Here is an 18,078-nt window from a genome sequence, read left to right as displayed (position 1 = left end):
CCGCGATCCGCGCCGCGAGGGAAAACCGGCATCGAGTGTGCGGTGACGGCTTTGCGCGTGCGTTCAGGGCGAAAACATCGCGAAAGCCCCGCCCTGGGCTCACACGCAAAGCCCAGAGCGCACGGGCATCGGCCGGAAAATCGAGATGCGCCCCCACGTATTCTGTTGTGGACTTTGAGACCAGCGGGGAAGGGAAACAGTGGCGCTCGTCGTGCAGAAGTACGGCGGATCATCCGTGGCGGATGCCGACCGGATCCGCCGCGTCGCGGAGCGCATCGTCGCGACCAAGAAGCAGGGCCACGACGTCGTCGTGGTCGTGTCCGCGATGGGCGACACCACCGACGACCTGATGGACCTGGCCCAGCAGGTCTGCCCGGCTCCGCCGCCGCGCGAGCTCGACATGCTGCTGACCGCCGGTGAACGCATCTCCAACGCGCTGGTCGCCATGGCGATCGAATCGCTCGGCGCGCAGGCCCGGTCGTTCACCGGTTCGCAGGCCGGCGTGATCACCACCGGCACGCACGGCAACGCCAAGATCATCGAGGTCACCCCAGGCCGGCTGCGGACCGCGCTCGACGAGGGCCGCATCGTGCTGGTCGCCGGGTTCCAGGGCGTCAGCCAGGACACCCGCGACGTCACCACGCTCGGCCGCGGCGGCTCGGACACCACCGCGGTGGCCCTGGCCGCGGCGCTCGGCGCCGACGTGTGCGAGATCTACACCGACGTGGACGGCATCTTCAGCGCGGACCCCCGGATCGTGCACAACGCCCGCCGACTGGACACCGTGACGTTCGAGGAGATGCTCGAGATGGCGGCGTGCGGCGCCAAGGTGCTGATGCTGCGCTGCGTCGAATACGCTCGCCGCTACAACATTCCGGTGCACGTCCGGTCGTCATACTCGGACAAGCCGGGCACCGTCGTTAAGGGATCGATCAAGGACATCGCCATGGAAGACCCCATCCTGACCGGAGTCGCGCACGACCGCAGCGAGGCCAAGGTGACCATCGTCGGGATCCCCGACATCCCCGGTTATGCCGCCAGGGTGTTCCGGGCCGTCGCCGACGCCGACGTGAACATCGACATGGTGCTGCAGAACGTCTCCAAGGTGGAGGACGGCAAGACCGACATCACCTTCACCTGTTCGCGCGACAGCGGGCCCACCGCGGTGGAGAAGCTCGACGCGCTGCGCGACGAGATCGGGTTCACCCAGCTGCTCTACGACGACCACATCGGCAAGGTGTCGCTGATCGGGGCGGGCATGCGCAGCCACCCGGGCGTCACCGCGACGTTCTGTGAGGCGCTGGCCACCGTGGGCGTCAACATCGAGCTGATCTCCACCTCCGAGATCCGGATTTCGGTGCTGTGCCGCGACACCGAACTAGACAAGGCCGTCGTGGCGTTGCATGAGGCGTTCGGGCTCGGCGGCGAGGAGTCGGCGACGGTGTATGCGGGGACGGGCAGATAGATGGTCGCGATTGGGGTAGTGGGGGCCACCGGTCAGGTGGGCCAGGTGATGCGCACGCTGCTCGAGGAGCGTGATTTTCCCGCCACGACGGTGCGGTTCTTCGCCTCCGCCCGCTCGCAGGGCCGCAAGTTGGGATTCCGCGGCCAGGAGATCGAGGTCGAGGACGCCGCGACCGCGGACCCGACGGGGCTGGACCTGGCGGTGTTCTCGGCCGGCAAGACGACGTCGCTGGCGCAGGCGCCGCGGTTCGCGGCCGCCGGCGTGACGGTGATCGACAACTCGTCGGCGTGGCGCAAGGACCCCGACGTGCCGCTGGTGGTGTCGGAGGTGAACTTCGACCGGGACGCGCACCGGAGACCGAAGGGCATCATCGCCAACCCGAACTGCACGACCATGGCCGCCATGCCCGTCCTCAAGGTGCTGCACGACGAGGCGCAGCTGCAGCGCCTGGTGGTGTCGAGCTATCAGGCGGTGTCCGGCAGCGGCCTGGCCGGCGTCGAGGAATTGGCCACCCAGGCGCGCGCCGTCATCGACGGCGCCGAGCAGCTGGTGTACGACGGCGGCGCGTGCGACTTTCCGGCGCCGAAGACCTACGTGGCGCCCATCGCGTTCAACGTGCTGCCGCTGGCCGGATCGTTGGTGGACGACGGTTCCGGGGAGACCGACGAGGACCAGAAGCTGCGCTTCGAGAGCCGCAAGATCCTCGGCATCCCGGACCTGCTGGTCAGCGGTACCTGCGTGCGCGTGCCGGTGTTCACCGGGCACTCGCTGTCGATCAACGCCGAGTTCGCGCGGCCGCTGGCGCCCGAGCGCGCCCGCGAGCTGCTCGAGGGCGCCCCGGGCGTGAAGGTCGTCGACGTGCCGACGCCGCTGGCCGCCGCCGGGGTGGACGAGTCGCTGGTCGGGCGCGTCCGGCGCGACCCGGGGGTGCCGGACGGGCGCGGCCTGGCGCTGTTCGTCTCGGGAGACAACCTGCGCAAGGGAGCCGCGCTGAACACCATCCAGATCGCCGAGTTACTCGCCGCGCAGTTGTGAATCCGCGGGTGAGTTCCGCGACGCGGTTCTCGCTAGTTGTGGCCGCTCTGGTTGTGCCGCAATGCTTTTGGGTAGCGCGCGCCGATCCGCCGGCGCCGGCGCCGGAGCCGATCCTGCAGCCGCTGGCGCCGGGCCAGGTGGTGCGCATCGGGCCGACGGCCGGCACCGGAACCCCGACGGGGGACTACGGCGTCGGTGCGACGGACCTGTGCGAGTTCCTCGAGTTCCCGACCGAGCTCCTGCAGGTCTGCGGCGACAGCTTCGCCGGCCAGGGCGTCGGGTTCGGCGGCTGGTACTCGCCGATCGCGCTGCACGTGGACACCGCGTCGGTCGACGACCCCGCCGGGGTGCGCTACACCGGTGTCACCGGAATCAACAAGCCGCTGCTGGCCGACCCGACGCCGCCCGGCGATTCCCAGCTGCCCGCCGGGGTGGTGCAGGTCAACCGGCGCAACTACCTGATGGTGACGACCACGAAAAACCTCGAGCCGCAGAACTCCCGGCTGGTGCTGGCCGAGCCGGCGCGCGGCGGCTGGCGGACCGTCGCGGGATCCCGCCGCGACGGCTCCTACCAGGGCGGGCGGCAGTCGCAGATCAGCGGCTACTACGACCCGATCCCCACCCCGGACTCGCCGGGCGGCTGGGTGTACATCGTGGCCAACAGCTTCACGCGCCGCGATCCGGTGCTGCTGTACCGGGCCAAGCCGCAGACGTTCATCGACCGGTCCCGGTGGCAGGGCTGGGCGCCGGGGCCCGACGGCGGGTGGGGCAAGCCGCCCACGCCGCTGTGGCCCGATCAGGTGGGCGAGATGTCCATTCGGCAGATCGACGGCAAAACGGTGCTGTCCTACTTCAACGCCAGCACGGGCAACATGGAGGTCCGGGTGGCCGACGACCCGACCTCGCTGGGCACCGCGCCCGTGACCACCGTGGTGCAGCACGACGAGTGGCCCGATCCGGCGGAGAGCCTGCCGCCGCCGTACGACAACCGGCTCGCCCAGCCGTATGGCGGCTACATCTCACCGGGGTCGACCCTGGATGAGATGCGAATTTTCGTTAGCCAGTGGGACACCAGGACCAGGGCGACCGCGCCGTACCGGGTCATCCAGTTCGCGGTCAACCCGTTCAAGCCGGATTAGCCTGCCGGGCACGGGTTCTTGCAGGTAACGGCGTTTTCAGCTCATAGCCGGTACTTAAGTAGCGCATAGCCACCACTATCGTTAACGCCCGCATCATGAGTCTCATGAGTGAAACATCTGACACACCAACTGTGCGGACCTCAACCGCAACCGCGCCCGCGCCGGCGGTCGAGCCGGCGCTGTTCCGGACCCCTCGGGTCTTCATTGCCGCGGCATGGGTCGCCATCGTCGCCGGCGTCGTGTTCATCGTCTCGGTGATCTTCTTCACCGGGATGGCGCTCGGGCACCACGGCCATGGCGGCATGCACCACCACAAGCACCACGCCGCCTTCATGCACCCGCACCGCTTCGGCGGCCCGGGCGGTCCCGGCGGGCCGGGTGGCCCGGCCGGCGGCCCCGGGGCGGTCCAGGGCGGCGGGCCCGCGTCGGCGACACCCGGCGCTCCCGGGCCCAGCCAGATCCCGTCGTCGGTCGCGCCGCCTCGCACGCCGTAGGCGGGTCGTCAAACCTCCACCGATAGCCCGGCGCTCGAACGAGCGCCGGGCTACACAATTCACAGCAACTTTTGTCGGCTCAACCTGTTATCGCGGTTGACGGGATGGGCAATATTCAAGGCATGACCCAAACACCTGAACCGTCAGCGCAACCGACTTCCGTCGCCGCGCCGCCACCGCCGGCGCCCGCGTACGAGCGGGTCAAGCCCCCGAAGCTCTACGTCGCCGCGGCGTGGGTGGTGATCGTGGCCGGGATCGTCTTCATCCTGTCGACCGTCTTCTTCGCCGGCGCCATGGTCGTCGGGTTCAACCATCACTGCCACCACAAGCACCACCACGGCATGATGTACGGCCCCGGCGGCCCGGGCGGCGGGCCGTGGCAGTTCGGCGGTCCGGGCGGTCCGGGGATGGTCGTCGGCCCGTGGGGGCCGCCGCCGGGCTTTGGGCCTGGCGGCCCCGGCGGTCCGGGTGGTCCGGGTGGCCCGCCTCCGGGCGTCGGCCCGGGTGGACCCGGCGGTCCCAGCCAGTCGCAGACGCCCAGCCCGCCCGCACCGGCGCCGAACACCCCGGGGAATCCGCGCCCGTGAGCCGGCCGCCCACGTCATCGAAACTTATTGAGCTCATTCGATTTAACGAGGAGGCAGTGAAATGACGGAGCGCCATACCACCACCGACGCCGGCATCCCGGCGCCCAGCGACGACCAATCGTTGACGATCGGCCCCGACGGGCCGATCCTGCTGCAGGATCACTACCTGATCGAGCAGATGGCGATGTTCAACCGGGAGCGCATCCCGGAACGCCAGCCGCACGCCAAGGGCGGCGGCGCCTTCGGCCACTTCGAGGTGACCAACGACGTCAGCCGCTACACCCGGGCGGCGGTGTTCCAGCCGGGCACCAAAACCGAGACGCTGATCCGGTTTTCGACCGTCGCGGGTGAGCGCGGCAGCCCGGACACCTGGCGGGACCCGCGCGGCTTCGCGCTGAAGTTCTACACCACCGAGGGCAACTTCGACCTGGTCGGCAACAACACGCCGGTCTTCTTCATGCGCGACCCGATGAAGTTCCAGCACTTCATCCGGTCCCAAAAGCGCATGCAGGCAACGAATTTGCGCGACCACAACATGCAATGGGATTTCTGGACGCTGTCGCCGGAGTCCGCGCACCAGGTCACCTGGCTGATGGGCGATCGTGGGATCCCCAAGAGCTGGCGGCAGATGAACGGCTATAGCAGCCACACCTACAGCTGGATCAACGCCGCCGGCGAGATCTTCTGGGTGAAGTACCACTTCATCACCGACCAGGGCGTCGACTTTTTGACGCAGGAGGATGCCGATCGGCTGGCCGGGGAGGACGGCGACTATCACCAGCGGGACCTGTACGAAGCGATCGAGCGCGGCGATCACCCGAGCTGGACGCTGAAAATGCAGATCATGCCGTACGAGGAGGCCAGGAGCTATCGGTTCAACCCGTTCGACCTGACCAAGGTGTGGCCGCACGGCGACTATCCGCTGATCGACGTCGGCAAGCTGACCCTGGACCGCAACGTCACCGACTACCACACCCAAATCGAGCAGGCGGCCTTCGAGCCCAACAACACCGTGCCGGGCACCGGATTGAGCCCCGACAAGATGTTGCAGGCCCGCGGCTTCTCCTACTCCGACGCACACCGCGCCCGGCTGGGGACCAACTACCGGCAGATCCCCGTCAACACGCCGAAGGTCGAGGTGAACAGCTACTCCAAGGACGGCGCGATGCGGATGAGCAACGTCTCCGATCCGGTGTATGCGCCCAACTCCTACGGCGGTCCGCAGGCGGACCCGGCGCGCGCCGCCGAGGTGCGCTGGCACGCCGACGGCGACATGGTCCGCGCCGCGTACACGCTGCACGCCGAGGACGACGACTGGGGCCAGGCCGGAACCATGGTCCGCGAGGTGCTCGACGACGCGGCCCGGGAACGCTTGGCGCACAACATCATCGGGCACGTCTCCAAGGGCGTCAAGGAGCCGGTGCTGTCGCGGGTGTTCGAGTACTGGCGCAACGTCGACCCCGACCTCGGTAAGAAAGTGGAGGAGGGGGTGCGGGCGCAATAATCCGGCGTTCGCTATCGCGCGCCCGCCCCTGGCATGATCGAAACCCATGACCATGCGGATCTGGGCCGCGGTGGTGACCGTCGGGGTGGCGGTCGGAACGGGGGCGGGCGCTCCCGTCGCCGCCGCGCATCCGTCGGAGCCCGGGGTGGTCAACTACGCGGTCCTGGGCAAGGGTTCGGTCGGCAACATCGTCGGCGGGCCGATGGGCTTCGAATCGACGTTCACGCAGCCCTTCCAGGGCTTCTCGGTCGACGTGCCGGCGTGCAACAACTGGGCGGACATCGGGCTGCCCGAGGTGTTCGACGATCCGGATCTGGCGTCGTTCAACGGGGCGACCACCCAGACGTCGGCCAACGACCAGACCCATTTCGTCAAACAGGCGGTGGGGGTGTTCGCCACGGACGACGCCGCGGCCCGGGCGTTCCACCGTGTCGTGGACCGGACCGTGGGGTGCTCGGGGCAGACCACCGCGATGCACCTGGACAACGGCAGCACCCAGGTGTGGTCGTTCGACGGCGGCCCGGCGACGGGTACCGACGCGAATTGGACCAAGCAGGAAGCCGGTACCGACCGGCGCTGTTTCGATCAAACCAGGCTGCGCGAAAACGTGTTGCTGCAGGCCAAGGTGTGCCAGTCCGGCAACGCGGGTCCCGCGGTCAACGTCCTGGCCGGGGCGATGCAGAACGCGCTGGGTCAGTAGCGTGGACCCGCGTACTCGGGTGGGTCACGGCTTGGAATTCCGGCGGAACGGGAATATGTCGGTGCGATCTGCAAGATGAAGTAGTGGCGATATTTCTCCGCTCGTTGCGCAATCAGCGGTCCGCGTCGTCAGCCCGGGCCCCGAAGGGATCGTGATATGACGTCCGCCGCCGTCAGCGCCGCCCAAGCCGAAATGGCCGACTCCGCCGCCGCCGCGAAATACATCGCCGAGAGCTGCCTGATCGACGGACCGCTGCGGCGTATCGGCCTGGAGCTGGAAGGCCACTGCCACGACCCCACCGACCCGCACCGCCGGCCCGGCTGGGACGAAATCGCCGACGTGCTCGAGCAGCTGCCCGCCCTGCCCGGCGGCAGCGTCGTCACGGTGGAACCCGGCGGGGCCGTCGAGCTGTCCGGCCCGCCCGCCGAGGGCGTGGCGGCCGCCATCGATGCGATGAATCGGGATCAGGCCGTGCTGCGGTCGGCCTTCGCCGCCGCCGGGCTGGGACTGGTTTTCCTCGGGGCCGATCCGTTGCGGCCGCCGAAGCGCATCAACCCGGGTCCGCGCTACCGCGCCATGGAGCAGTTCTTCGGCGCCAGCCGCTCCGGGGAGGCCGGCGCGGCGATGATGACGTCCACCGCGTCGATTCAGGTCAACGTCGACGCCGGGCCGCGGGACGGCTGGGCGGCGCGGGTCCGGCTGGCGCACGCGCTGGGGCCGACCATGATTGCGATCTCCGCCAACTCCCCGATGCTGGGCGGCGAGTTCACCGGCTGGGTGTCGACCCGGCAGCGGGTGTGGGGCGACATGGACTCGGCGCGCTGCGGACCGATCCTGGGCGCCAGCGGCGACGACCCGGGCACCGACTGGGCGCGCTATGCGCTCAAGGCTCCGGTGATGCTGGTGCACGACCCCGACGCGGTGGCCGTCACGCGGTGGGTGCCCTTCGCGGACTGGGTGGACGGCAGGGTGTTGCTCGGCGACCGCCGCCCGACGATCGCCGACCTGGAATACCACCTCACCACGCTGTTCCCGCCCGTGCGCCCGAGGCAGTGGCTGGAGATCCGCTACCTCGACAGCGTGCCGGACGCGTTGTGGCCCGCGGTGGTGTTCACGTTGGTGGCGCTGCTCGACGACCCGGTCGCCGCCGACCTCGCGGCCGAGGCGGTCGAACCGGTGGCCACCGCCTGGGACACCGCGGCCCGGGTGGGCCTGCGCGACCGTCGGCTCCACCAGGCCGCCAACACGTGCGTCGCGGTCGCCGCCGAGCGGGCGCCGGCGGAGCTGACCGAGTCGATGCAGCTCCTGCTCAGCGGCGTCGAGCAGGGCCGATGTCCGGGCGACGACTTTTCCGACCGCGTCATCGAACACGGCATCGCGCCGGTGGTGGCGCGGATGGCGCAAGGGGGCCTGTGACGTCCCGGGCGAGGCTTGCCGACGACATGGCGCGGGCGCGGGCCCGGACGCTGCGACTGGTCGATTTCGACGACGACGAGCTGTGGCGGCAGTACGACCCGTTGATGAGCCCGCTGGTGTGGGACCTGGCGCACATCGCTCAGCAGGAAGAGTTTTGGCTGCTGCGCGGCGGCGACCCGGCCCGGCCGGGGATGTTGCCGCCGGCCGTCGAGGGCCTCTACGACGCGTTCGAACACTCCCGGGCCAGCCGCGTGGAGCTGCCGCTGCTGTCGCCGGAGCGGGCCCGGGCCTATTGCCGGACCGTGCGGTCGGCGGCGCTGGACGCCTTGGACGCGCTGCCCGACGACCCGGTCGGCGAGCAGGCGGCGTTCGCCTTCGGGCTGGTGGTCAGCCACGAAAACCAGCACGACGAAACCATGCTGCAGGCGCTGAACCTGCGCACCGGCGCGCCGCTGCTGACGAACGGTTCCGCCCTGCCCGCAGGCCGGCCGGGGGTGGCCGGAACGTCGGTGCTGATCGGAGGCGGTGAGTTCGTGCTGGGCGTCGACGCCGCGACCGAACCGTACTCGCTCGACAACGAACGCCCCGCCCACGTCGTGGACGTGCCGGCGTTCCGGATCGGCCGGGTTCCGGTCACCAACGGCGAGTGGCGCCAGTTCATCGACGACGGCGGCTACCACCGGCCGCAGTGGTGGTCGCAGCGCGGCTGGCAGCACCGTCAGGCCGCGGGCCTGACCGCGCCGCAGTTCTGGAGCGCCGACGGCAAAACCCGCGCCCGGTTCGGCTACCTCGAGGACATCCCCGCCGACGAGCCGGTGCAGCATGTCACCTACTTCGAGGCCGAGGCCTACGCGGCCTGGGCCGGCGCCCGGCTGCCCACGGAAGTGGAATGGGAGAAGGCCTGCGCGTGGGACCCGGCGACCGCCGCCCGTCGGCGCTATCCGTGGGGCGAGCAGCAGCCGTCCGACGCGGTCGCCAACCTGGGCGGCACCGCGCTGCGGCCCGCGCCCGTCGGCGCGTATCCCGCCGGTGCCTCGGCCTACGGGGTCGAGCAGCTGCTCGGCGACGTGTGGGAGTGGACCTCTTCGCCGTTGCGGCCCTGGCCGGGGTTCGTCCCGATGATTTACGAGCGCTACTCGCAGCCGTTCTTCGACGGCGACTACCGGGTGCTGCGCGGCGGCTCGTGGGCCGTGGAGGCGGCGATCCTGCGGCCCAGCTTCCGCAACTGGGACCATCCGATCCGGCGCCAGATCTTTTCCGGCGTCCGGCTGGCGTGGGATGTGGGCGACTGATGTGCCGCCACCTGGGCTGGCTGGGCGCCGACGTGACCGTCTCCTCGCTGGTGCTGGACCCGCCGTGCGGGTTGCGGGTGCAGTCGTACGCCCCGCGCCGGCAAAAGCACGGCCTGATGAACGCCGACGGTTGGGGGGTGGGGTTTTTCGATCGCGACGTGCCCCGGCGCTGGCGCAGCCCGGCGCCGCTGTGGGGCGACGTGTCGTTCGACTCGATCGCGCCGACGCTGCACAGCCATTGCGTGGTGGCCGCGGTGCGCTCGGCGACCGTGGGGATGCCGATCGAGGCCAGCGCGACCGCGCCGTTCACCGACGGCCGCTGGCTGTTGTCGCACAACGGGATCGTCGATCGCGCGGTGCTGCCACCCACCTCGTCGGCCGAATCGGTCTGCGACAGCGCAATACTCGCGGCCGTCCTGTTCGAGCGCGGGCTCGACGCGCTGGGGGACACCGTCGCCGAAATCGGCACCGCCGACCCGCTGGCGCGGCTCAACGTGTTGGCCGCCGACGGCTCCCGGCTGCTGGCGACCGCCTGGGGGGACACGTTGTTCGTCCTGCGCCGCGACGACGGGGTGGTGGTGGCCAGCGAGCCCTACGACGACACGCCCGACTGGGAGGACGTGCCCGACCGGCACCTGGTCGAGGTGACCTCGGCGGGCGTCAGGATGACGCCGCTCAATTCGGAAGGAACTCGATGACGCTGACGCTGTCCAACCACCTCGCCGCCGACTCCGCGTATCACGCGCTGCGTCGCGACGTGCTCGACGGCCTGCAGCAGACGCCGAAAACCTTGCCGCCCAAGTGGTTCTACGATTCGGTGGGCAGCGACCTGTTCGACCAGATCACCCGGCTGCCCGAGTACTACCCGACCCGCGCCGAGGCCGAGATCCTGCGCGCCAACTCGGGTGAGGTCGCGTCGGCCAGCGAGGCCGACACCCTCGTCGAGCTGGGAGCCGGGACGTCGGAGAAGACCCGACGGCTGCTGGACGCGCTGCGCGACCGCGGTTCGCTGCGTGGGTTCGTGCCGTTCGACGTCGACGCCAGCGTGCTGTCCGCCACCGCCACCGCCATCCAGCGCGAATACCCGGGCGTCGAAATCAACGCCGTCTGCGGGGATTTCGAGGAGCACCTGACCGAGATCCCCGACGGCGGCCGGCGGCTGTTCGTCTTCCTGGGATCGACGATCGGCAACCTGACGCCCGAGCCGCGCGCGGAGTTTCTGGCCACCCTGGCCGGGGTGATGCGGCCCGGCGACAGCCTGCTGCTGGGCACTGACCTGGTCAAGGACACCGAACGGCTGGTGCGCGCCTACGACGACGCCGCCGGGGTGACGGCCCGGTTCAACCGCAACGTGCTCGCGGTGATCAACCGGCAACTCGACGCCGATTTCGACGTCGAGGCCTACCACCACGTGGCCCGGTGGAACGCCGACGAGGAACGCATCGAAATGTGGCTGCGGGCCGCCCGGCGCCAGCGGGTGCGGGTCGGCGCGCTCGACCTGACGATCGATTTCGCGGACGGCGAGGAAATGCTCACCGAGGTGTCGTGCAAGTTCCGCCCGGACGGGGTCAGCGCCGAATTGGCCGAGGCCGGGCTGCGTCGCGTCCGGTGGTGGACCGACGGCGCGGGCGACTTCGGGCTGTCGCTGGCGGTGAAGTGACGCCGGATTCGCTGGCCGACCGGTGGCGGTCGGCCCGCCCGCCGGCGGCCGGACTGCACCTCGACAGCGCGGCCTGCTCGCGCCAGAGTTTCGCGGCGCTCGATGCCGCCGCCAAGCACGCGCTGCACGAGGCCGAGGTCGGCGGCTACGTCGCGGCCGACGCGGCCGCCCCGGTGCTTGACGCCGGACGGGCCGCGGTCGCGACCCTGTGCGGCATGCCCGACGCCGAGGTCGTGTTCACCACCGGCTCGCTGCACGCGCTGGATCTGCTGCTGGGCGCGTGGCCGGCCGACCGGCGCACGCTGGCCTGCCTGCCCGGCGAGTATGGGCCGAACCTGGCCGTGATGGCCGCCCACGGGTTCGAGGTGCGCACCCTGCCGGCCCTGGACGACGGCAGGCTGGCCCTCGACGACGCGGCATTCCGACTCGACGAGGACCCGCCTGATTTGGTTCACCTCACGCCGCTGGCCAGCCACCGCGGCGTCGTGCAGCCCCTTGCCATGGTGGCCAAGCTCTGCCGTCAGCTGGGCGTGCCGCTGGTGGTGGACGCCGCACAGGCGTTGGGGCACATCGATTGCGCCGTCGGCGCCGACGCGATGTATTCGTCGTCGCGCAAATGGCTCGCCGGGCCGCGCGGCGTCGGCGCGCTGGCCGTGCGGCCCGGGCTGATGGACCGGCTGACGCCGCGGCTTCCGGCGCCGCGCTGGGCCGCGGACCTTTCGGTCGCGCAGCAACTCGGCTTCGGTGAGGCCAATGCCGCTGCGCGCGTGGGCTTTTCGGTCGCAGTCGGCGAACACCTGGCGTACGGGCCGGAGTCGATCCGTGCGCGGCTGGCCGAGCTCGGGAGCATCGCCCGCACGCTGCTCGCCGACGTCGACGGCTGGCGGGTGGTCGAAGAGACCGAGGAGCCGAGCGCCATCACCACGCTGGCCCCCGTCGACGGCGCCGACCCCGAGGCCGTGCGGAGCTGGCTGCTCGCCGAGCGGCGCATCGTGACCACCTACGCGGGGGTGGCGCGAGCGCCGCACGAACTGTCCGCGCCGGTGCTGCGGATCTCGCCCCACGTCGACACCACGGCCGACGACCTGGAGGGCTTCGCCGAGGAGCTGATCGCGGCGACGGCGGCGACGGGCACCTAGCTGTACGGCCGGGCCGCGGCCCAAGAAACCGACTTGGGAAATCTAGCGGCGAATTTTGACGAAAAGTATGAAAAGCGCTGTGCTTATTAGGCACGTGTGGGGTAGGTTTTTTCTAGCGCGCCCCCGGGGTCAAGGGTCGGCCCGCGACGGCACGCCTCTCGATGACGAGTTGGTGGAGAAAGGGTGCCGGATGAACTTCTCGATGTTCCTCGCCGGCGAATTGGGTTCAACCGCAGCGTTATTCAGCTCGGTAGGCACAGGGCCGGCGCCCGACCTTTCTCTGTGCGGCGTGCCTGGAAGGAGATGGAGATGTCGTATCTGATCACCGTGCCTGACGTGGTCCAGGGAGCCGCTCAGGACTTGGCGGGTATTCGTGCCCTGCTGACCGAGGCCGCCGCCACCGCGGGCCCCACCACCGGCATAGCGGCGTCGGCCGGCGACGAGGTGTCGATCGCGATCGCTTCGCTGTTCGGCAGCGCTGGCCAGCAGTTTCAAGCTCTCAACGCTCAAGCGCAGGCATTCCAGGCAGAGTTCGAAAGCCTGTTGCGTGTCGGCGCGGCGGCATATGTCGGCGCCGAGGCCGCTAACGCGGGGCAGCTTCTGGGCAACGCGGTGGTCGGTGGCGCGCCGGCGGCCGCCGCGGCCGTACCCGCCGCGACCTACAGAACCTTCAACCTTTTCAACGGCGCCCTTGACATCAACATCGGGACGGACGGCATTCTCTTCACACTCAGCACACCGGGAATCATCGTGCCGGCAGTGCACATACCCCCGATAAACGTCGCCGCCTTCAATCTGCCCCAGCTCACCATCCCATCGATAAACATTCCGGCGGGGTCCACGGTCGCTAATGTCACGGTGAGTCCGTTCAGCTTGCCGCAACTGTCGATACCGTCGATCAATATCCCGGCCGGGACGACCCCCGCCAACATCACTGTCGGCGCATTTGACCTGCCGCAGATAACCACCCCCGCCATCACGGTGCCGCCGATCAACCTGCCCGCGGTGACCATACCGGCGTTTCAGACGCCCCTCGTTCAGGTGACGGGCTGGAGCCTGCCTTCGATCACCGTGCCCCAGATCAACCTTCCTCAGATACAGATCCCGGATATCAATGTTCCGGGTGGCGGCCAGACAGTGGTCCACTTGCATACCGGCAACGTCCTCTTCCCGGACTACGACATCAATCTTCAGTCGTTCGATTTCGCGCCGTCACTTGGCTTCAACACACCTGGCTATATCACCCAATTCGGGATCCCCAGTATCCAAATCGGGGCTTTCACTTTGCCGTTCCTGAGCATCAGTAACCCGAGCGGCGGCAGTTACGTGTTCCCGTCCGTCGGTCTTTCCGGCTTCTCCATCCCGTCGGTCACGGTTCCGCCCATCGGTGTCGGCGGTTTCACGCTGCCGCAGGTCAGCTGGCCGGCTGTGACCACGGCGCCGCTGACCGTTCCGCCGATCGGTGTCGGCGGTTTCACGCTGCCGCAGGTCAGCTGGCCGGGGTTCGCCACGGCGCCGCTGACCATCCCGCCCATCGGGGTCGGCGGCTTCAGCTTGCCCGACGTCAACATCCCCAACATCACCCTGGCGCCCGTTCAACAACAGCAATTCATAATTCCGCCAATACCCACCTGGTTGAACGGGGCCACGTACGAGCTGAACAACGTCATTTCAATAGCCAGGGATGTCGCGGCCAGCCTGTTGGGTGTGAGCCCCTGACCCTTCGCGTGGCGCGGTTGAAACCTCAACCGGCCTTGTGCGCCGCCAGCAGGTAGGCCGGCAACTTCATCCGGCCCTTCTCGTCGCGGTCGTGCGGCGGAAATTCGAAGGGCGCGTTGGTCAATGGGGGAATGCTCGCGTGGATGAAGGCGGGCCGGATCTCGTCGATCTCCCAGTACTTGCTCACCGCGGCGCGCAACTCGTCCTCGTCGACTTCGTTGGGCTTCGGCTCCATCTCGGCGGGGAAGGCGCCCTTGGCGAACACCAGCACGAAATAGCCGGCCCCCGGGGCCGCCGCGCGGTGGATCGAGCGCAGGTAGCCGTCGCGGCCCTCGACGGGCAGCGAGTGGAACAACGTCGAGTCCGCGACCGTCGCGAACCGTCCGTCGTAGCCGCTGAAGGACGTGATGTCGGCCTGAACGAAGCTGGCCGAGCCGAGGCCGCGGTCCCGCGCCGCCCTGGTCGCCGCGGCCACGGCGGTCGGCGTGAGGTCGATGCCCACCACGGTGTAGCCCCGCGCGGCCAGCTCCAGCGACAGCTCGGCGAAGCCGCAGCCGGCGTCCAGCACGTCACTACGGAACTTTCCGGCCTCGATCAGCGCCGCCAATTCGGGCTGGGGCTCACCGATGTTCCACGGCGGCGGCCCCTCGAATTCGCCTTCCTCGCGATACGCACCGTCCCAATCCATGATGTCGGACGACATGGTTACCCCTTTGCGCTGCTATAAATCCCAGGTGTGCACCGGCTCGTTGGCGTGCATGTGTTCGCAGTACCGTCGCAGCATCTCGGCCAGTGCCGCGGGCCGGCCCATGCCGCCGTCCTCCAGGCTACGCACGGTGGACACCTGCCAGGTCGCCCCGTTGCGCCCGGCGCGGGCGCGGCCCTCGATGACGCCGAGGAAACGGTCGCGCACCTCGGCGTCGACGCCCCAGCGGCGCAGGCCGTCGTCCGCGATCGGCAGCAGCGTGTCGAGGACCAGTTCGGTGGCCGTCACCTTGCCCATGCCGGGCCAGAGCAGCCGGGCGTCGATGCCGTGGCGCGCCGCCTCGAGGAAGTTCTCCCGTGCCACAAGGAAACCCATCCTGTTCCACAGCGGGTCCTGGGCCTCGGACAGGCCACGCAGCACCCCGTAGTAGAAGGCGGCGTTGGCGAGCATGTCGACGACGGTCGGCCCGGCCGGCAGCACCCGATTTTCCAGCCGCAGGTGCGGGCGCCCGTCGACCACGTCGTACACCGGCCGGTTCCACCGGTAGACCGTGCCGTTGTGCAGCCGCAACTCGGCGAGCTGCGGGGTGCGGCCGGCGGTCAGCTCGGCGACCGGGTCTTCGTCGGACACCTCGGGCAGCAGGGACGGGAAGTAGCGGATGTTCTCCTGGTAGAGGTCGAGGACGGAGGTGATCCATTGTTCGCCGAACCACACCCGCGGTCGCACGCCCTGGGCCTTGAGTTCCTCGGGCCGGGTGTCGGTGGATTGCGAGAACAACTCGATGCGCGTCTCCGACCACAGCTGGTGGCCGAAGAAATAGGGGGAGTTGGCCGCCATCGCCAGTTGCGGGCCCGCGAGCACCTGGGCCGCGTTCCAGTTGGCCGCGAATTCCGCGGGCGCCAGCTGCAAATGCAATTGCATGCTGGTGCAAGCGGATTCGGGCGCGATGGTCGCGGCGCGCCAGCTCAGCGGCTCCGGGCCGGAGATGTTGATCGGGATGTCCTCGCCGCGGGCGGAAAAGATCGAATCGTTGAGGGCCGCGTACCGCCTGGATTCGCTCATCCAGTTGTCGTCGAGGTGCTCGGGCATCAGCGTGGGCAGGATTCCGATCATCACGATGTGGGCGCCCCACGAGTTGGCCTTGAGCTCGGCGTCGTTGAGGCTGGTCCGCACCTCGGCTTCCAGGTCCAGGCCGGTGTGCCCGGGCAGCGGCCGGGGCGGCACGTTGAATTCGATGTTGTAGGCGCCCAATTCGGTCTGGTAGGCAGGGTCCGCGATGGCGTCCAGCACGACACGGTTCGACATGGCCGGCTGGTAGTCGGCGTCGACGAGGTTGCACTCGATCTCCATGCCGGTGAGCGGCCGGTCGGCCTCGAAGCGCGCCCGGGCAAGCATCGTCTCGAAGACGTCCAGGCACAGCCGCACCTTGCGCCGGTATTCCTCCCGCTGCGCGCGGTCGTACGTGGTGCGCTTGACCTCTTCGCCCACAACGCCGATGGAACAGGTTTACCGGCCGCAACGCAAGGGCGACAGGCTGACAGGTGCTGACGGGGGCGGGCGGGTAGACCATCATGGACGTGCACGTCCGAACTGGCTGGAGGAGAGCTCGTTGGCCGAGTCCGCGGAATTCATAGCCGCCATCGATCAGGGCACCACCAGCACCCGGTGCATGATCTTCGATCACGACGGTGCCGAGGTGGCCCGCCATCAGCTCGAGCACGAGCAGATCCTGCCCCGCGCCGGGTGGGTCGAGCACGACCCGGTGGAGATCTGGGAGCGCACGTCGTCGGTGCTGATGTCGGTGCTCAACCGGGCCAACCTGTCGTCGAAGGAGCTTTTGGCCCTGGGCATTACGAACCAGCGGGAAACGACCCTGGTGTGGAACAAACGGACCGGGCGGCCGTATTGCAACGCGATCGTCTGGCAGGACACGCGCACCGACCGGATCGCGTCGGCGCTGGAGCGGGACGGTCGCGGCGACGTGATTCGCCGCAAGGCCGGCCTGCCGCCGGCGACCTATTTTTCCGGCGGCAAGCTGCAGTGGATCCTGGAAAACGTCGACGGGGTGCGCGAGGCCGCCGAAAGCGGCGACGCCCTGTTCGGCACCGCCGACACCTGGGTGTTGTGGAACCTGACCGGCGGGCCGCGGGGCGGCGCGCACGTCACCGACGTGACCAACGCCAGTCGCACGATGCTGATGAACCTCGAGACGCTGGACTGGGACGACGAGCTGTTGTCGTTCTTCTCCGTGCCGCGCGCGATGCTGCCGTCGATCGCGCCGTCGTCGCCCCTGCAGCCCTACGGCGTGACGCTGGAGTCCGGCCCCTTAGGAGGCGAGGTGCCGATCACCGGCGTCCTCGGCGACCAGCACGCGGCGATGGTCGGCCAGGTGTGCCTGGCCGAGGGGGAGGCCAAAAACACCTATGGCACCGGCAATTTCCTGCTGCTCAACACCGGCGAGACGATCGTGCGGTCGCACAACGGCCTGCTGACGACGGTCTGCTACCAGTTCGGCGACGCCAAACCCGTTTACGCGCTTGAGGGTTCGATCGCGGTCACCGGCTCGGCGGTGCAGTGGCTGCGCGATCAGCTGGGCATCATCAGCGGCGCCGCACAGAGCGAGTCGCTGGCCCGTCAGGTTCCCGACAACGGCGGCGTGTATTTCGTCCCGGCCTTTTCCGGGTTGTTCGCCCCGTATTGGCGATCCGACGCCCGCGGGGCGATCGTGGGGCTGTCGCGGTTCAACACCAACGCGCACCTGGCCCGCGCGACGCTGGAGGCGATCTGCTACCAGAGCCGCGACGTGGTGGACGCGATGCAGGCGGATTCCGGTGTGCGCCTTGAGGTGTTGAAGGTGGATGGCGGCATCACGGGCAACGACTTGTGCATGCAGATCCAGGCCGACGTGCTGGGTGTGGACGTGGTCCGGCCGGTCGTCGCCGAGACCACGGCCCTCGGCGCCGCCTACGCGGCCGGACTGGCGGTCGGGTTCTGGGCGGACCCGTCCGATCTGCGGGCCAACTGGCAAGAGGACAAGCGCTGGACGCCGACGTGGGACGACGACCAGCGCGCCGCGGGGTATGCGGGCTGGCGAAAGGCGGTCCAGCGGACCCTGGATTGGGTGGATATTTCTTAGCCCCCATCGCCGCGAGCGTGCGGGGCCGCTAGCCGCGAGCGTGCGCAGAATGACGGCGCACACGGCGTGTCGCCGTACAAACACGC

16 protein-coding genes are annotated in these 18,078 nt (G+C 69.3%); 14 read left to right on the top strand and 2 right to left on the bottom strand.

Annotated features, from left to right (window positions below; all coding sequences use genetic code 11):
• Positions 1-199: 199 nt before the first annotated feature.
• The 13 genes from A5673_RS02550 to A5673_RS02490 all read left to right on the top strand — a co-directional run bounded on the left by A5673_RS02550 (position 200) and on the right by A5673_RS02490 (position 14,150).
• Positions 200-1,465 (top strand): aspartate kinase, encoded by a 1,266-nt coding sequence (locus A5673_RS02550; RefSeq protein ID WP_068226936.1) that lies wholly within the window; start codon positions 200-202, stop codon positions 1,463-1,465.
• On the top strand, positions 1,466-2,500 hold the full coding sequence (locus A5673_RS02545; RefSeq protein ID WP_068226935.1) for an aspartate-semialdehyde dehydrogenase: 1,035 nt from the start codon (positions 1,466-1,468) through the stop codon (positions 2,498-2,500).
• A complete protein-coding gene (locus A5673_RS02540) occupies positions 2,497-3,639 on the top strand; it encodes a DUF4185 domain-containing protein (RefSeq protein ID WP_068226934.1) in 1,143 nt (380 codons plus the stop codon). Before A5673_RS02545 ends, A5673_RS02540 begins: the two co-directional genes overlap by 4 nt.
• Before the next feature lie 95 nt (positions 3,640-3,734).
• Positions 3,735-4,133 carry a hypothetical protein gene (locus A5673_RS02535; RefSeq protein WP_156747784.1) on the top strand — a complete coding sequence of 133 codons (399 nt, stop codon included), beginning with the start codon at positions 3,735-3,737 and terminating at the stop codon, positions 4,131-4,133.
• A 122-nt stretch (positions 4,134-4,255) separates the two neighbouring features.
• The gene (locus tag A5673_RS02530) at positions 4,256-4,720 is read left to right on the top strand and encodes a hypothetical protein (RefSeq protein ID WP_068226932.1); all 465 of its coding nucleotides are present in this window, start codon (positions 4,256-4,258) and stop codon (positions 4,718-4,720) included.
• A gap of 61 nt (positions 4,721-4,781) precedes the next feature.
• On the top strand, positions 4,782-6,224 hold the full coding sequence (locus A5673_RS02525; protein WP_068226931.1) for a catalase: 1,443 nt from the start codon (positions 4,782-4,784) through the stop codon (positions 6,222-6,224).
• A gap of 52 nt (positions 6,225-6,276) precedes the next feature.
• Positions 6,277-6,924 carry a sensor domain-containing protein gene (locus tag A5673_RS02520; protein ID WP_156747798.1) on the top strand — a complete coding sequence of 216 codons (648 nt, stop codon included), beginning with the start codon at positions 6,277-6,279 and terminating at the stop codon, positions 6,922-6,924.
• A 156-nt stretch (positions 6,925-7,080) separates the two neighbouring features.
• Positions 7,081-8,340, top strand: a complete 1,260-nt coding sequence (egtA, locus tag A5673_RS02515) for an ergothioneine biosynthesis glutamate--cysteine ligase EgtA (RefSeq protein ID WP_068226929.1) — start codon at positions 7,081-7,083, stop codon at positions 8,338-8,340.
• A gap of 26 nt (positions 8,341-8,366) precedes the next feature.
• Positions 8,367-9,632, top strand: coding sequence for an ergothioneine biosynthesis protein EgtB (egtB, locus tag A5673_RS02510; RefSeq protein ID WP_369806458.1), 1,266 nt, complete (start codon positions 8,367-8,369; stop codon positions 9,630-9,632).
• Positions 9,632-10,330, top strand: a complete 699-nt coding sequence (gene egtC / locus A5673_RS02505) for an ergothioneine biosynthesis protein EgtC (protein ID WP_068226927.1) — start codon at positions 9,632-9,634, stop codon at positions 10,328-10,330. Before egtB ends, egtC begins: the two co-directional genes overlap by 1 nt.
• Entirely contained in the window at positions 10,327-11,292 is a 966-nt protein-coding gene (egtD, locus tag A5673_RS02500) for an L-histidine N(alpha)-methyltransferase (protein ID WP_068226926.1), read from the top strand. The genes egtC and egtD overlap by 4 nt, the downstream gene beginning before the upstream one ends.
• The gene (gene egtE / locus A5673_RS02495) at positions 11,289-12,431 is read left to right on the top strand and encodes an ergothioneine biosynthesis PLP-dependent enzyme EgtE (RefSeq protein ID WP_068226925.1); all 1,143 of its coding nucleotides are present in this window, start codon (positions 11,289-11,291) and stop codon (positions 12,429-12,431) included. Before egtD ends, egtE begins: the two co-directional genes overlap by 4 nt.
• A 309-nt stretch (positions 12,432-12,740) precedes the next feature.
• A complete protein-coding gene (locus tag A5673_RS02490; protein WP_197518273.1) occupies positions 12,741-14,150 on the top strand; it encodes a PE family protein in 1,410 nt (469 codons plus the stop codon).
• Between the two features lie 25 nt (positions 14,151-14,175).
• Here the strand turns inward: A5673_RS02490 and A5673_RS02485 are convergent, their stop codons facing one another.
• The gene (locus tag A5673_RS02485; RefSeq protein WP_068226923.1) at positions 14,176-14,853 is read right to left on the bottom strand and encodes a class I SAM-dependent methyltransferase; all 678 of its coding nucleotides are present in this window, start codon (positions 14,851-14,853) and stop codon (positions 14,176-14,178) included.
• 18 nt (positions 14,854-14,871) lie between these two features.
• The gene (locus A5673_RS02480; protein ID WP_068226922.1) at positions 14,872-16,344 is read right to left on the bottom strand and encodes a glutamate--cysteine ligase; all 1,473 of its coding nucleotides are present in this window, start codon (positions 16,342-16,344) and stop codon (positions 14,872-14,874) included.
• 181 nt (positions 16,345-16,525) lie between these two features.
• On the opposite strand from A5673_RS02480, the gene glpK reads away from it, so the two are divergent.
• Entirely contained in the window at positions 16,526-17,992 is a 1,467-nt protein-coding gene (gene glpK, locus A5673_RS02475) for a glycerol kinase GlpK (protein ID WP_231970826.1), read from the top strand.
• Positions 17,993-18,078 lie beyond the last annotated feature (86 nt).

Source organism: Mycobacterium sp. E3198, assembly GCF_001667015.1.
In the GTDB taxonomy this organism is placed as follows: domain Bacteria; phylum Actinomycetota; class Actinomycetes; order Mycobacteriales; family Mycobacteriaceae; genus Mycobacterium.
This window is presented reverse-complemented; position numbering and strand designations above follow the sequence as displayed.